A 14650-nucleotide genomic window follows, 5' to 3' on the forward strand; every position below is an offset into this window, starting at 1 on the left:
CAAGTGGCTCTGGACTTACAACAACGAACGGCCCAACATGGGCATCGGCGGCATCACTCCGAGGCAGAAACTGAGAACGGCTGCATAGCCCTACTTTTCAGACAGCCTAAAAAGGGGAGGATTACCGAAGACCTTGTCCTGGTGGTAGCACCAGCGATTTCAAGAAATTCCTTCTTCTCAGTCATGAGCCTCAGAAGGTGATTATTAAAAGTAGGAACGCTCTTGACATCAAGGGCAACCATGATCTCTTTCATGGTCTTTCCGTCTTTGATCAGTGCATAAAGTTTTTCGGCGTCGTATTTAGCTTCGATTTTCTGGCCTTTGATAGCGGGCATGTGATCTCCTTCGAAATAACTATAGATTGCCAGCGCATATGCAGCTTGAAGATTAATGTCAAGCTATGTCGAGGATTAGCCTTGATTTATGTTTGATTGTTTCTGTGAAACCGGCCCTTGTTTAATCCCTCACACCTGCATTGGTATTAATTCTTGATTTGTCTTCGATTTGCGATTGGTAGTTGATCGGGTTAGCAGGGTTCAATATTAATTCTGAGGCTATCGATTAGGGCGAGTTTCCCGATGCTGCTTAGCCTGAGCGGAGCTCGGTCTCGGTGTCACGTCCGTTGAGCTGAGATCACACGACCAAGAACAGCTTTCATAAAAGATCTGGTCGGCCGCGTTGCCCAACCAGAGTGAACCCCAAGGGCACTCCAGCAACTGTCAAGCATTACTGGTCATAGCGCACTAGGCACCCAAGGAGTCCAACTCGGTGACCAGCTTCGTGCGATTCCGATCATTTTTTGGAAAAAATCCCCAGCACCCTCTCGACATCCGTCCTGGGGTGGTTATATGGCTCCTTCGAGCGCTGTTGATAAGGTTCTTTGACAAGGCCACGGCGGGTTTTGCGCCCCTGCTAATCGGCAGGGAAACCGACCTGCCGAGAACTGGCACCGCCTCAAAGCGGCGAAAGTGTGATGCGACTTACCCCTTCGGCATAGCATTTATGCTGAAGAGAGGCCGCAGTCTTTTGCTCGCTGCGAGTTGCACGCGTTAGGTCAAGCTTCTTGTTCTCACCCCGTCCTTTTGGTCTCGCTTTTTCGCAGGAATTCACTGCCCGTTACATGCTACTTTTCAAAGGTCTGCCGACGCTTCACACCTCTTAGTGGCGAATCAGCCACACTATTATCCAAACAAAATTGTTCATTTTGCGACCACTGTTTCCTTGATCTGCATCACCGCACAGCGCGCGTAAGTTTTTATTGTACGCTTGCGCTTGTCACTGTTTTACCTCTCAACCAGAAGAAGTGTCCCCAACACCCTCTGTGCGGCTTCCACTCCTGACAAGCGGAAGCTGGAATTCCTTCACCGAGGAGAGATCATTCTCCTTGCACGTCGACATGAGGCATGTGGCACGATCCACTGTGGGTCGCGCCCAAAACCATAATGAGAACAGGAGGTAGCCGATGGCTACGAAGATTTCGTGGACTGATGATACCTGGAACCCCGTCACAGGATGCACGAAGCACAGTGCCGGGTGTGACAACTGCTACGCGGAGCGTATGGCCCCGCGTTTGAGAGGCATGGCAAACCAGAATGGGAAGTACCGGAACGGTTTTGAAGTGACCTGCCACCCCGAGGTTCTCTCGAAACCGCAGAGGAGCCACGTAAGGCGCATGTTTGTAAACAGCATGAGCGACCTCTTCCATAAGGATGTCTCGCTGTCGTTCATCACCCAGGTGTTTGAAGTCATGGGGCAGGTGCCAGCGATAACATTCCAGATCCTGACGAAACGCGCGGAGCGCTTGGTGGAATTGGCACCTCAACTTACTTGGCACCCTAATGTTTGGATGGGGGTCACGATTGAGGCCGACGACTACGCCTTCCGTGCCGACTTGCTGAAGCAGACTGCGGCAGCGGTCAAATTCGTTTCACTTGAACCCTTGCTGGGTCCCTTACCAAGTCTTGATGTCGCTGGCTTGGACTGGGTGATCGTTGGCGGAGAAACCGGACCCGGAGCTAGGCCAATGCTTGAGCCTTGGGTGCTGGACATCCGTGATCGCGTTGTCAGCGCAGGTACCCCATTCTTCTTCAAACAGTGGGGTGGCCGCAACAACAAGGCTCTTGGAACTAATCTTCAGGGACGGACTTGGCATCAGTTCCCTAGGCAACTCACGTAAGGAGGGTAGGTCGTCTACTCGGTAATGGATAAGGCGGTTCGCAACGCCACGTCAGAAATAACCTTTAAGTTGGAGACTTACAGGATGGAAAACACCAAAGTAAGGAGTAAGGCCGCTTGCGAGTTTGCTGATAACGCTCGCGTCTACAATGCGATAGCGGAAGAAAGCATCGACCACATGAGGATGTTACTGGACGACGTCATCATCATGAAGAACCTCCAGAAGTGCATTGAGACACGCATGGAGTGTATGACTTCCAGGTGCGTGCAAGCCATCGACATGATGAACATGCTGAGCAGCGAACTTAGGAATGTATCCATGGGCAATGAGGAGATTGGGGAATAGCCATGTACGCTGTTCTCTCCGCAACCGACCACATCCATGGCATCCCCGTGGACATTATACATACCATTATCCGTTGCAACGGACTCCCACATTATTTGTTTGCTGGCCAGACGGCCGTCTTGGTCTCTGATGTCGTCGAGTACGTAGAAGCCCACAAGCTTGTTCCATCTGGCACTACCCTCGATGAGAACGGCGATCTTGAGATTTGTTATAACTATTCTCACCCCATTAAATAATTAGGAAACCAGGGGGAGGCCAACGCCTCCCCCTTTTGGAGCATACCATGGCCAGAAAAACTTCAACATCGCAAGCGTTTGATACAATCATGAAGGGCATCAAGCTTTTCCCGGATAGGTCTGGAATGGTCTACGCGAAGGCATCTGTTCATAATGCGATAGCGTTCATGGACGTTAACGGCGAACAATTTGAGAATTATCTCAACGCCGAGCTGTATACTGCGACATCGGAATTCCCAGCCCCCACATCGGTGAAGTCTGCAATACGGATCGCTACTCACCAGGGTAAAGCGAATCCACCCGAGGACGTGTTCCTGCGCTTCGGCGTGTTGAACGATGTCCACATGCTGGACCTCAGAAGCAGTCTCGGTATGGTGGCAGAGGTCTCTCCTACTGGATGGAAGCTCACCACTACCCCGCGTGTCAACTTCCTCCGCCCCGATGGCGGACTCGAGATCGCCGCGCCTTCATATTCTGGAAATTACCTGCGGATCCTGGATTATTTGAATCTCGACGAGGATGGTAAACTGCTTACCTTACCCAGCATGCCGGTGCTGATGATGGTCAACCTCGAACGTCCCATCATTCAGTTCATCGGCAAACACGGGTCAGGAAAATCAACAGTGGCCAAGCGCTATCGGAAGCTGATGGACCCTGCGTGTCCTGAGGTCAACGACGCGAAGGCTGAAAAGCGTGAGCTTGCCCTGCTGCTCAACGATAATGCGATGCCAGTCCTGGACAACCTCACATCCCTTCCGAAATTCGTGAGTGACTTCTACTGTGCAGCGTTCTCAGGTGGAGGCGTACAGTTCCGTGCTCACTATACCAACGCCGGAGTCTACCGCTTGCACTACAGGAGGGGGCTGGTCATCACCGCCATGGAGTTGCCGACGCTGGCCCCCGATTTCCTTGATCGCTCAATTATCGTGGATATGAATCGCGTGAAGGTCTTCGAACCGGGTTCAGGGGCAGAACTTGAGGACATGTTCGAGCAGGATCGTCCGAAGATCTTGGGGGGTATGCTTGATATCTTGGTCGAGGCCAAGAAAATGCTCCCGAAGGTGACGGTGAAGAACCTTCCCCGCTTTACGGACTTTGCCCGCTACGGTGCTGCGATTGCGGAGATATTGGGCTATGGCGGTCAACGGTATGTCGACGCGATACATGCTTCGAAGCAGGGTCCTACTCAACAAGCTCGGGCCAACGCTGACCCCGTTGCCGCCGCGTTCATTGACTTGGCGAAGTCTGGAGTGCCCTTCTCTGGGGGGAGCGAGGATCTGCTCTCCGCATTGGGTAGGTACAAGCCCCGCAGCATCTCGAGCCGTGCGAAATGGCCGGAGAATGCGATCCAACTTGGCAAGGCCATCCTCGACGTCAAAGATGAACTCGCAGAGCAGGGGGTCCTCCTGGAGACCAAGAACTCCAAAAAGGGCAGGCGTTATACGGTCGATTATGTACCGCCAGCGCCAGAGGCCGATAATATCGGGGCAACCGAGCCCAGCGAGGCTGATGCCCAGCAGCCTCAAGGAATCGAGGTTGTAAACCCGGTCACGGGCGAGGTCACATGCCCCCCCGCACCGATGCCTTGGGTATCGCCTGAATCGCCGGATTACGTCCCACCGGCTCCATTCGGTCCTGAGGTGTCTTCGGCGGCCCTGGATGCCTTCTTCGTCGACGGCCTTAGCTTTGAAGCATCGTTGGGTCTGAACCGTGTCCCAATGGCCCCCTTTGCTGTCGTGTCCACTCGCGAACGTCCAACCACAGATGACGTCTGGAGTTACGAGGAAGTTCTGCCTCTCTATGCACAACAGACTCATCCGGGGTCCGGGAGCCATGTGCCATTACCCACGGGCACAGCGGCACCAGATAACATCGCTACCGCTGAAAATGGCGGGGTGATGTGCAAGGGGTGTATGTTCTACTGCCCCAAAGGGCAAACTTGCTTTGATAAAGGCGAGAAGAAGCCTATTTCAAGCCCGTTTGAGTTTCGTTTCTGCGAGAGGCACCGCAGCACTGAGACATATGACAGGGAAGAGGCAGAGAGGAAGCTCGCTGAAGCTGAGATTGCGCATCAGAAGAACGTTCAGGACCTTCGGGATCAGCTTGCTGAGGCTGAAGAGAGCCTCCGTCTTGCACTGATGACCGAAGAGGAAAGGCGTGCAGAAATTGATGCGTCGTTCGGTTCTGACGGGATCGACTTTTGATGGTTATCCTGGCTTCGCAATGTGAGTGACCATCTGAAGCCTTATGCTGTCCCATGGGGGGAGCCTTCTCCCCCCTCTGGGATGCCAGGGGACAGGTGTGGGTTGCCACCCTTCACCCAGTTCAAATATCTAACTTATTGAAATATATAAATAAATTTCCGAGGTGGAGGGTGAAGGATGAACAATGGTATTTATTATTTTATTCAAAATAAATATATAATATTAAATTCAACCCTTCACCCTTCACCGTCCACCCTGTAAAAATGAAAAATCTATGTTAACAATCCACGTAATGTTATGGATTCGAACAATTTGATCTTGAAGAGGGGCTCTATTGTTTGACTCTGACTACTAGGACAACTGATCTGGGTACAATACTACGAACGAGTTCAATCTGACGACTTGATCAATATTTATGTAGTTATCAAAAAATCAGACGAAATTTGTATGGCTCGGATTTCCATGTTTTGATAGCAATAATTACGTTGGTCTTGCCAAGTCTATCTGGTTGTATATTCTCAGGTTATATAGACAAATTATAATACCGTACAATCTTGATTTTGCTTAGCAAATCTTTCAAGAATATATTTTCAATAATACAGGTTCAATTGCTATGGGAGCCTTAATATTTGTCAACGTCAAACGCTACTGTTTTGTGGACGTAGTCTCTCGAGATTGCGAGGTCGAAAAATACTGTAGTCTTTAGATGAAATAATGTCTGATCGTTTCCATCGAATCAATATTCTGAAGATGAGCCTACTTGGTACTGTGTAAACAGGCCAGGGGAATTGGCTGAGACCTGCGAGACAGCCCGTAACATTCTGCTTAGGTAGATAGTGAAGCCAAGGTGGCGCACACGTAGAACGATGTTCATAGCAAACAGAAGTTTAATATACGACACGTGTGTATGCGATTAGGCGCGGGATGTTTCTGAAGAACGATGACAAAGAACGAAGGGAAGTGATATATCAGTTCCACGTGCAAACCATTTGGGGGCTCTTCTGGAAGAGGGCTCAATGATTATCATGGCTGCGTTTCGTAAGGAAACATCGTAAAGTGTGCAAGGAGATATATTGAGAGATTTTGCCGCGCGAAAATCAATCAAGATTGTCATTCAATAACAACAAACAACATTAACAATAAACATTAAGCACATTTTACGATTTCGCCGGATTCGGGAAAACCGAACGTCCGGTGGAGACGGGCGCTGAGACTGGTGACAGAATCTTCGACCCTATCTTGAACCACCCAGTCGGGTCAGACATCTATTCTGGCCAAGCTGGGTGCTTTGAGGGCCTGTATCTCAGGAGGCTGACCGCATCTGCGGCTGGCCTCCTTTTTTTGCGTGTGGCTCCATCTCGCCCTGGAGGCACCGGCAGAGATCACCACCGCCCAATTCCCATCCCGGGGGGAACCCTTCCCCAAAACGGCCCCCTACCGCTCCCAACTGGGCCGGGCCAGGGTTTCCCTTCCCCCGTGACCTTGGACCCAGGAGGGGGCAAATATGGCCCAAAGACTGAATTTTAGGACCGGGAGTGGACACTAATTCTGATGAAATCGGTGTTTTCTGCGCTTTGTTTGCTGTTTTTGCGGCTACAAATGAACTTTCAACGCAATTATAGAGAAATATGGTGATCAATTACCAAACATCATCACATGGAGCATGTTATGGCAAAGAAGAAGAACCAAGACGGAAGTGAAGGTTCATCCGGCATCCCTGAATCCAGGTACAATGCCAGAGCTCTTCGTGAACTCATCCACGCTGGCGACAGCGCAACTGAGATCATGGAGAAGCTGAACATTCGGCACAAGCAGACTTTGAGGCAACACGTTCTCAAGCTTATCAGCGATGATAAGCAATACTACGAAGTTCGAGGTTTATATATGAAGTCCTCTTCAAGACCCAAGGTCAAGAAGAACGGGGTTCTCTGTATCAACCTGAGCGGCGTGAAGTTCGACGGACGTGACGTTGTTGAAGGAGACGAGTTCGTTGTGAACATCGAATCCGACCACATAGTCTTGCGCATGTAATGATGAAATTGGAACATTGTGGGTCTCGTTGAAAAACGAGGCCCTCTTTTTGTTTTTAGTGGTCTGCATGTTTTGAATATTGCGTAACTACATAGAGAAATCATCACATTAGGAATGTACGTTTTGTACTAGAAACGTACATTCAGGGCATATCTTGGACTAAGGCTACTGATTCTAACGGCTTACTATGTGTTCTCTGGCGGGAGTCCCGGAAGCTGACGTTTTCAATGTCAGTTTCCGGGGCTTTTCCAATTGTAAACATGCATTGGAGGTTATGATGAAAGTCGAACCGTTCATTGAACTGAAAGATATCAAGAGCATCAAGCGGATGCTCAAGGACAATCCTCGGGATTTTCTGCTCTTCGTCATGGGGATTAACTCAGGACTGCGAGCACAGGACCTTCTTCAACTTCGCGTGCGAGACATCCAAGACGTTAAGATTGGGTCGCGCATTTCGCTAAAGGAGAAGAAGACGGGCAAGGAGAACGTCTTGATTATCAACCACGAGATCAAGGCCGCTGCCGATGCCTACTTGGGGACAACCCAGACAGAGCCAGAGCATTTCCTGTTCAAATCCCGCAAGGGAAAGAACTATCCGCTGACCACCTTCGCGGTGACCAAGTACGTGAAGACCTGGGCAGCCGCGCTGAACCTGAAAGGCAACTTCGGTGCGCATACGCTGCGTAAGACCTGGTGCTTCCATCAACGTAAGACCTATGGTGTTTCCTGGGAGGTCCTCGCCAAGCGGCTGAACCACTCGAGCCCATCAATCACCCGCCGGTATCTCGGCATCCAGGAAGAAGAGGTCGAGGAGATCTTGCTCAACATCATCTGACCATCGGGGGCCAACCGGCCCCTTTTTTCGCGGAGGGGCTTTACATTTCCATGGAGGGCGCATAAAAAGCTTGTCCACATTAGCCACGTCGGCAGTGATTCAACTATCATATTTGCATATTCAACCTCACCCGAGGTGGATATGTCCCCTGCTCCTGCTTTCCTGACCCAAGCCCAAGCTGCTGAGTACCTGAGCTTCGCGCCCCGCACCTTCCGCGACCTGTCAAAGAAGTATCTCCTGCCGACCTACGGCCCTAAGCGCAACCGCTTCCGCAAGGAAGACCTGGAAGCGTTCATGTCCAATCCCGTGATTTTTCTGGAAGAGTCGGTGACCATACGCCGTTCCAGAAAAGCTATCATCTAAGGGAGATGGACCATGATACGTCAAAAGGGAAACTCCTGGTTCGTTCGCTGGCGCGAGAACGGTGCCCAGAAGCAGAAACACTTCGGTATCGGCCCTGACGCGAAGCTCAAGGCTGAGCTGTACGAGTCCGAAATCAAACTGGCCAAGAAGCGCGGCGAGGATCTGGCCCAGAAGCGCCACCGCCAGGGTCTGTTTTTTAATGAACTGGGCCAGCTGTACGTTGATAACTTACGGGCAACTGGCCGCTCCGAAAACCACATCAAGAACATGGTCACGCTCCTGAACAACGTGTTCGTCCCATTGATGCCGGACAGGCCGGTTGCGGAGCTGACATTTGAGCACCTGCTTACGTTTGCTGGAGAGTTTTCCGGGAGGGCTCAATCGACCCGGAACCGGTACATGGACTACATCAACGCCATCTTCAATTTCGGCGTGGCGCACAAGCTGATCACCGAAAACCCGATGGCGAATTGGAAGAAGACCAGGGAGGCTAAACGGGACGTCCAGCTCACGGTTGAAGATCTGGGCAGGATTATCCAACAAGCAGACCCACATTTGGCATGGGCGCTTGAGGTGTCTTTCAACCTCGGCGTGCGCACCGGAGAGAGCGAACTGCTTGCTCTCCAGTGGCGGCAGGTTGATTTCGACCGGAGTGAGATCAAGGTCTATGCGCCAAAAACCAAAACTTGGCGGATCATTCCGATCAACCCGGAGTTCCTTGAGCGGTTGCGCGCGAAGAACGCCGCTTCGGTATCGAGTTCAATTGTCGAGTACAAGGGCAAGCCAGTGAAATCGTTACGCCGGTCCTTCAGGGGCGCCTGCGATAAAGCTCGCATCGATTACCCTGTCCGGTTCTATGATGTGAGACACCTGTTCTGCTCCACCATGCTCAGCAAAGGTGCTGGCCTGCCTGCAGTCAGTGAATTAATGGGCCATGGGAATATCAAAATTACGAATTCGTACGTTCATACTCAACAAATTGAGAAGACCCGTGCAGTGGGCCTCCTCCCCAACATTACAAGCGTTTAGGAGGATATCTCTATGGCATGGGTAAAGATCAAGAAAGGCTCTTTCGATCGCGCTTCGGAATGTCGCGTGAGCATCTCCAAGGGCGGGATTTTGTCCGTGGGCAAGGGTGCCATGAGGCAGTTTGGAATCACCGGCGGTAAGATCGAGATGATCGCTGACGACGAGAACCCGGACAGGATCGGTTTCAGGTTCGTTGAGGAAGCCGATGATGAGGCGGATACCGTTTCGTTCCGGGAACTCAAAAAAGAGGATGGCCAGATCACGGGCTATTCAGCGTCTATCGGGTCGTTCCTGTCGGAGCTGGACAAGTTTAAGGTCGAAGAGACGATGAGCTTTCCGCTCCTCAAGGATGAAGCCGAGTGTGTGTTTTACTTCCTGAGGAGCCAGGGTTTTGCTAACTCGCGGAAGAAGGTGGCCGCGCCGGATGCGGAGAGCAAGGAGGGCGAAGAGGTGGATATCGTCAGTGTCGAGGCTGGCGGGCAGTTGCAGTAAGCGGAAGTGAAGACAGCAGGGCCGGGGGGTGACTCCCGGCCCTGCTGTGGTCCTTTCGGGTATTCCGTGGGTAGGAAGCCAGCCATCGTTCTCCGTGAAGGACGCTCCGAAGAACACGTACTCGTACTCTCGAATCCTCAAGGTTACCGGGCCATGGTCTGTTGAAACGGTTGCACTAAGCCCGGCTGAAGGGCGAGTGGACATTCGCAGAGAGCATGGCTCTGATGTCGTTGGCCCCGTCATGCATGTGGCTGCGATGCTGGATTGCCGGGATCATTCCGATCTTCGGATCTGGGGTTATCTGTCCGCCTGCCTTGCCAATTTTGCCCAGTGTTTTATGCAAAAAAATCAATTAAAAAAAGTATATATGTCATATTATGCAACTTGTATAAAAAATTAGTTGCTTAACAATTGACACGGTTGTCTGGTAGTCATAGTTATCTCCGAAAGGAGACCGCCATGACCACAAACATCTCGTGCCCCCAAACGGCCGTCCGTCTCTTCAGCCAGATCAACGCCTCCAGGCTCGACAACAAGAGCGTACGGGTCTCGTTTAAGTTCACCGATGAGGGACTGGGGAGCCTGGACACGGTTCTTGCCCTGAACCCGAAGCTTACCATCAAGAAGTTGTTCGACCGAATCGCCGTGGAACTCATCACTGACCTGAGCACCTACCACAGGCTTCGTCATCTGAAGGACGAGGCAATTTTCACCGACACTCCCATACTCAAACACATCGTGACTCAGGGGACGTTGTCTGTGCCCAAAAGCGAGCAGACCTTGACCCGGAAGGTCGTGGTCATGACCCGGTTCGCTGATAAGTTCCTGACTGCGGCTCAGACCTGCCTCGGCATCAAGAAGAGCGAGATAATCGAAAAGGCGCTTAGGTACTTCATCGAAACGTACGCCGAGTGCCCCCAAAAGCACCTGCGAGGCCTGCTGGACACGGTCAGGATGACTGATGACCTGTACTCTCTTGCCACTGACCTCCAGAACAGGCCTGGTCTCGACAGTCTGTTCCGGAGCGAGACTGATCGAACAATCCAGAGTTTGGAAAATATCATTAATGGGATAAGCGAAGTCGGATACGACCTTAGGAGCACCTGCGAGGCGTACAAAGCCAAACTTCTGACCCACCCGGGGGAGGAGGTGGAGGCATTTCTGGGCTCCCTGACCGAGGACCAGCGGAAAACGTACGACGATATTATGTAGCGGAGGGGTGACATGAAACAGACGAGACACTTCCTGAAGCGGCACAGGCAGAGAGGGTTCCACGATGGGGACGAAGAACTGCTCATGAACTTTGGTTCTCCTCAGAAGGCACCCGGAAAAGCCTTGAAGTTCACCCTGAGCGGCGGTGCCTACACCGAGGCGATCCACTACTACAAGGGCATGATCGCTACGATCGAGAGGCTGAAAGGACGGAGCGTAATCGTGTCCGAGGACTGCTCGGATTTGGTCACCATCTACTGAAAAAAGGAAATGTTATGACCGTCGGAAGAAACAAGGCACAGGACGTCTTCAATACCAACGAACTGTTGGCTGGAAGATTTTACTACGACAGGATTGGGGCGGTGAGTTGGCTCGGGCACAGCAATAAAGCTAAACTCCTTGACGAGATGCTCCTTGACGGAAGTAGCAAAGAGGAAATGGGAAAAATCCGTGGGGCCGTTAACAGGCATATCGACCATCTAAAGGTCGAGCATGGCCTCAGCGTCTGTAAGGTCAATGGTATCTTCAAAATTTGCGTCTCGCCAACAATGGTCGATTCACCCCCTAGCACCTTGGAGGCGAGTGAGGAGAAAAGGCTAAGATCCCGGAGTGCCGAGAGGAAAGGGTTTATCCTCGAGGTGGACATGGAGGATAAAATCGCAGCGAACCCCGCCCTACACCTAGGAGAGGAAGGCCTGACCCTTGTTCAGCGGCAGTACCGGATCGGCGGATACATCTTCGACATGCTCTTCGAGGATAGGCACGGTAGCAAACTGATCGTCGAAATCCAGAGGGGGACGTTGGACAGAAACCACACCTACAAGATTTTCGACTACTACGACGAGTATAAGGAGCAGAACCCTAGGGAGTTTGTGGAGTTGATGGTGGTTGCCAATGTCATCCCGAGGGAGAGACAGAAGCGGCTGACATCCCGTGGGGTGAGCTGGAGGGAAATTCCCCTGGAGGCGTTCCTGGGCAACGAGTAAAGGTTTTCGATATCACGTTCATAGCCCGGGCCAGTCTTAGGTCCGAAACGCAGAGCATGGACGCGATCAGAGCGAAGTCGGAGACGGGTTTTTTACGCGGGGGACAGGGAGGGGCGAAGCACGGTCAGCTCGTGAATGGTGAAGTATGGCGGCAGAACTACAATACCCTGCGCCCACTATGTTCCCTTGGCGGAATGAGCCCGGATGAATACAGAAGAGCCTCAACATGGGAAATTCTAAACACCAGAGTCCGAACTTAAGCGCGGTATACCCGGGGGGGTAAGGTCAGACAATGCCCACAAGTCATCCGAATGGACAACGGACCGGAATTTACCAGCAAGGCCCTGGATCGATGGGCTCACGAGTATGGCGTACGCCTGGAGTTCATCCGTCCGGGCAAGCCGACGGACAATTGCTTCATCGAAAGTTTCAACGGGCGATTCCGGGACGAGTGCTTGGATGCAAACCTGTTTACAAGTCTCGCAGAGGCCAAGAAGGTTATCGAGGAGTGGCGGCAGGACTACAACGCCTTGCGCCCTCACAGCTCACTTGGCGGAATGAGCCCGGATGAATACAGAAGAGCCTCGAAAGGGAAAAACCTGAAAGACCCGAGTTCGAACCTATCCGTGGTATACCTGGAGGGGTAAGGTCACCCACCCGCTTGTGGTTCCAGGTCGGCTGCTGTCTGCGCACCAGGGAGAACAGCCTGCCGAAACCATATCGTGGAAACTTCTCGGCCAGGCTGACTAGCGTTTCGATCACCAATCCATCATCTGAGTCCTTCGGCTGATAGCTGTAGACGGACCTACTCAGACCGAAGGCGTGGCAGGCCCGGCGTAGGCTCAGCCCATGCTCGAGGCGGACGTAGGTGATCAACTCGCGCTTGTCGGCCGGCCTCACAACTTTTTTGCGATCACATCCTTCAGGGCCTGGTTTTCCAGGCTCAGCTCAGCAAACATCTGCTTCAGCCTGTTGTGTTCGGACTCAAGCTCCTTCAGGCGTCGCACATCAGACGCCTCCATGCCGCCGTATTTGGCCTTCCACTTGTAGAACGTGGTCGAACTGATTCCGTTCTCACGGCAAATGTCCGAGGCTGGCCGACCAGCTTCGGCCTCGTTGAGCTTCCTGACGATCTGAGTCTCTGAAAAACGAGATTTCCGCACCGCGCCCTCCGGCGGCTGCTTTGTCAGAAATCTCAACCTTTGGCTGGGCCTATTTTATGAGAAGGTTACACTGCAGGGAGCATCTCACTTTTTCCGGAAGGAAGTGGTGTTGGAGAAGAGAAATGCTGTGTAAGTATCGACAAAAAAATACTCAACCGTGCAGGCTGTCGAAGAATTATTCTGCATGTGTTCTGGTGACCCTCCCCGGCATGGCCGGGGAGGGGGGGGAATCCTTGAGCGACTTGGACCTAGCGGATGGTGGTGCCGCCGACGCCGATCAGGGGGCCGAACAGCATGATGTCGATCAGGGCGTAGAACTGCGAGAACGCCTGGAAGGTCTGCAGGTTGGAGCCGGTCAGGCCACCGGGGGCGGTGCCGCCCAGAGCGGCGTACAGGCCGTAGGTCTGGCCGACGTAGAGCTGGCCGACGGGGCCGAGCTGGTTCAGGGTCACGGCACCCGAAGGGATCAGCCCGCCGGACAAAGAAACCAGTTGGGGGTTACCAGCAAAGGACTGTACAAACGATAGCTGACTAAGGCCTCCTCCGATTGTAGCCATAATAAATCCTCGATTTCTGCTGAGGTTGATCCAATAATGTCACGATTCATCCTATGGCTGGCAACCGCACAAATGTTACATGTGCTAAGTTCACATGTCTGTTGCCGCCACGCTGCCCATTCATAAAAGGCAAAGACGCATTAAATATTATCATTAAAAGGGAGCCAACCTTTGCCAAGCAGCCTCTTGCGAGACTGGGCATGCTAATTCGCCTGGCCGCGAGCAGTATTTTAAGACTGTAGATAATGTCATTCATAAACGACATTTTATCAAAACTAAAAAGTTTCCAAGCGCGTGTCAAGTATAATGGATGTGATCACCGTAATAGTAGGAATTCACGCGTCATTTTGGTAGGGTTGTTGGTATTGCGGACATGCCATAATTAGTTTACAAAATAATATTATTTAGAATCGTGCATGCTCGACATGTTGACGAACGTGTGTTAATATCTAGTGGTCGTTAACGACGGCTGGCATAAAAACAAGCGGCTGGACTGTCTGAGCACTTACTCGCAGTACTCGGTGTTAAAACGTGCCCGTGGGGTTGAAACACGGAGCTGATGCAGGGAGTGTTGAGGTTTGTGGCGCTGCTTATGTCCTTGTAATTCGATCAAATATTGGTTGTATTCCCATGGCACAGTTTCAGCTTAACAGCGGCCTGATCTGTTATGTTCTTGTGGCCAGACACTTTCACGAAGACATCACGCCTGAAAGCATCGTCCACAAATACTCCATCGTAGAGAACGACCTCGACCCCTCCCTGCTGGTGCGCATCGCCCGCGATGGCGGGTTCAAGTGCAAGATGGCCTCACTCGACTGGAACAAGCTCTTCCGTGTCGGCGAGGCATTCCCGATCGTCGCCCGCTTCAACGACGGCCGCTACGTCATCCTCTCCGGCGTCCGGGGCGAGGCCCAGTCGGGCGACGTCGCCCTGATCGACCCTTCCTCCGGCAATTACCAGTTCCAGTTCTACACCCGGGAGCAGCTTGAGGCGGCTTGGTCCGGCCAGGCGATGATGATCA

14 protein-coding genes and 2 pseudogenes are annotated in these 14650 nt (G+C 52.2%); 13 read left to right on the forward strand and 3 right to left on the reverse strand.

Features of this window, described 5'->3' with window-relative positions:
• Positions 1–53 precede the first annotated feature (53 nt).
• The gene (locus MLE27_RS17415) at positions 54–335 is read right to left on the reverse strand and encodes a hypothetical protein (RefSeq protein ID WP_243313856.1); all 282 of its coding nucleotides are present in this window, start codon (positions 333–335) and stop codon (positions 54–56) included.
• A gap of 1127 nt (positions 336–1462) precedes the next feature.
• Between MLE27_RS17415 and MLE27_RS17420 the strand changes: the two genes are divergently transcribed.
• From MLE27_RS17420 to MLE27_RS17475, 12 genes and pseudogenes are all read left to right on the forward strand, one after another.
• Complete coding sequence (locus tag MLE27_RS17420) at positions 1463–2176, forward strand: DUF5131 family protein (RefSeq protein WP_243313857.1); 714 nt, start codon at positions 1463–1465, stop codon at positions 2174–2176.
• Positions 2177–2260: 84 nt separating this feature from the next.
• Positions 2261–2521, forward strand: coding sequence for a hypothetical protein (locus MLE27_RS17425; RefSeq protein ID WP_243313859.1), 261 nt, complete (start codon positions 2261–2263; stop codon positions 2519–2521).
• 283 nt (positions 2522–2804) lie between these two features.
• Complete coding sequence (locus MLE27_RS17430; protein WP_243313861.1) at positions 2805–4961, forward strand: hypothetical protein; 2157 nt, start codon at positions 2805–2807, stop codon at positions 4959–4961.
• A 1668-nt stretch (positions 4962–6629) separates the two neighbouring features.
• Positions 6630–6992, forward strand: a complete 363-nt coding sequence (locus MLE27_RS17435; RefSeq protein ID WP_243313863.1) for a hypothetical protein — start codon at positions 6630–6632, stop codon at positions 6990–6992.
• Positions 6993–7269: 277 nt separating this feature from the next.
• A complete protein-coding gene (locus tag MLE27_RS17440) occupies positions 7270–7827 on the forward strand; it encodes a tyrosine-type recombinase/integrase (protein WP_243313865.1) in 558 nt (185 codons plus the stop codon).
• Positions 7828–7968: 141 nt separating this feature from the next.
• A complete protein-coding gene (locus MLE27_RS17445) occupies positions 7969–8190 on the forward strand; it encodes a helix-turn-helix domain-containing protein (RefSeq protein WP_243313867.1) in 222 nt (73 codons plus the stop codon).
• Positions 8191–8202: 12 nt separating this feature from the next.
• Positions 8203–9219, forward strand: coding sequence for a tyrosine-type recombinase/integrase (locus tag MLE27_RS17450; protein ID WP_243313868.1), 1017 nt, complete (start codon positions 8203–8205; stop codon positions 9217–9219).
• 66 nt (positions 9220–9285) lie between these two features.
• Complete coding sequence (locus MLE27_RS17455; protein WP_243313870.1) at positions 9286–9711, forward strand: hypothetical protein; 426 nt, start codon at positions 9286–9288, stop codon at positions 9709–9711.
• Between the two features lie 459 nt (positions 9712–10170).
• Entirely contained in the window at positions 10171–10923 is a 753-nt protein-coding gene (locus MLE27_RS17460) for a hypothetical protein (RefSeq protein WP_243313872.1), read from the forward strand.
• Positions 10924–10935: 12 nt separating this feature from the next.
• Positions 10936–11184, forward strand: a complete 249-nt coding sequence (locus tag MLE27_RS17465) for a hypothetical protein (protein WP_243313874.1) — start codon at positions 10936–10938, stop codon at positions 11182–11184.
• Positions 11185–11198: 14 nt separating this feature from the next.
• Positions 11199–11909 (forward strand): endonuclease NucS domain-containing protein, encoded by a 711-nt coding sequence (locus MLE27_RS17470; protein ID WP_243313877.1) that lies wholly within the window; start codon positions 11199–11201, stop codon positions 11907–11909.
• A 293-nt stretch (positions 11910–12202) separates the two neighbouring features.
• Positions 12203–12556 (forward strand): annotated as a pseudogene (locus MLE27_RS17475) (integrase core domain-containing protein); the annotation flags it as partial.
• 7 nt (positions 12557–12563) lie between these two features.
• Here the strand turns inward: MLE27_RS17475 and MLE27_RS17480 are convergent.
• Positions 12564–13072, reverse strand: a pseudogene (locus tag MLE27_RS17480) (transposase); the annotation flags it as partial.
• 248 nt (positions 13073–13320) lie between these two features.
• On the reverse strand, positions 13321–13524 hold the full coding sequence (locus MLE27_RS17485) for a hypothetical protein (RefSeq protein ID WP_243313879.1): 204 nt from the start codon (positions 13522–13524) through the stop codon (positions 13321–13323).
• Positions 13525–14304: 780 nt separating this feature from the next.
• On the opposite strand from MLE27_RS17485, the gene MLE27_RS17490 reads away from it, so the two are divergent.
• On the forward strand, positions 14305–14650 hold a 346-nt coding region (locus MLE27_RS17490; RefSeq protein ID WP_243313880.1), incomplete at its 3' end, for a cysteine peptidase family C39 domain-containing protein.

Source organism: Fundidesulfovibrio agrisoli (genome assembly GCF_022808715.1).
Taxonomy (GTDB): domain Bacteria; phylum Desulfobacterota; class Desulfovibrionia; order Desulfovibrionales; family Desulfovibrionaceae; genus Fundidesulfovibrio; species Fundidesulfovibrio agrisoli.

Bases quoted from the DNA above. Each gene is read 5' to 3' on its own strand.
- MLE27_RS17415 (WP_243313856.1), bottom strand. From the start codon at position 335: ATGCCCGCTATCAAAGGCCAGAAAATCGAAGCTAAATACGACGCCGAA.
- MLE27_RS17420 (WP_243313857.1), top strand. From the start codon at position 1,463: ATGGCTACGAAGATTTCGTGGACTGATGATACCTGGAACCCCGTCACA.
- MLE27_RS17425 (WP_243313859.1), top strand. From the start codon at position 2,261: ATGGAAAACACCAAAGTAAGGAGTAAGGCCGCTTGCGAGTTTGCTGAT.
- MLE27_RS17430 (WP_243313861.1), top strand. From the start codon at position 2,805: ATGGCCAGAAAAACTTCAACATCGCAAGCGTTTGATACAATCATGAAG.
- MLE27_RS17435 (WP_243313863.1), top strand. From the start codon at position 6,630: ATGGCAAAGAAGAAGAACCAAGACGGAAGTGAAGGTTCATCCGGCATC.
- MLE27_RS17440 (WP_243313865.1), top strand. From the start codon at position 7,270: ATGAAAGTCGAACCGTTCATTGAACTGAAAGATATCAAGAGCATCAAG.
- MLE27_RS17445 (WP_243313867.1), top strand. From the start codon at position 7,969: ATGTCCCCTGCTCCTGCTTTCCTGACCCAAGCCCAAGCTGCTGAGTAC.
- MLE27_RS17450 (WP_243313868.1), top strand. From the start codon at position 8,203: ATGATACGTCAAAAGGGAAACTCCTGGTTCGTTCGCTGGCGCGAGAAC.
- MLE27_RS17460 (WP_243313872.1), top strand. From the start codon at position 10,171: ATGACCACAAACATCTCGTGCCCCCAAACGGCCGTCCGTCTCTTCAGC.
- MLE27_RS17465 (WP_243313874.1), top strand. From the start codon at position 10,936: ATGAAACAGACGAGACACTTCCTGAAGCGGCACAGGCAGAGAGGGTTC.
- MLE27_RS17470 (WP_243313877.1), top strand. From the start codon at position 11,199: ATGACCGTCGGAAGAAACAAGGCACAGGACGTCTTCAATACCAACGAA.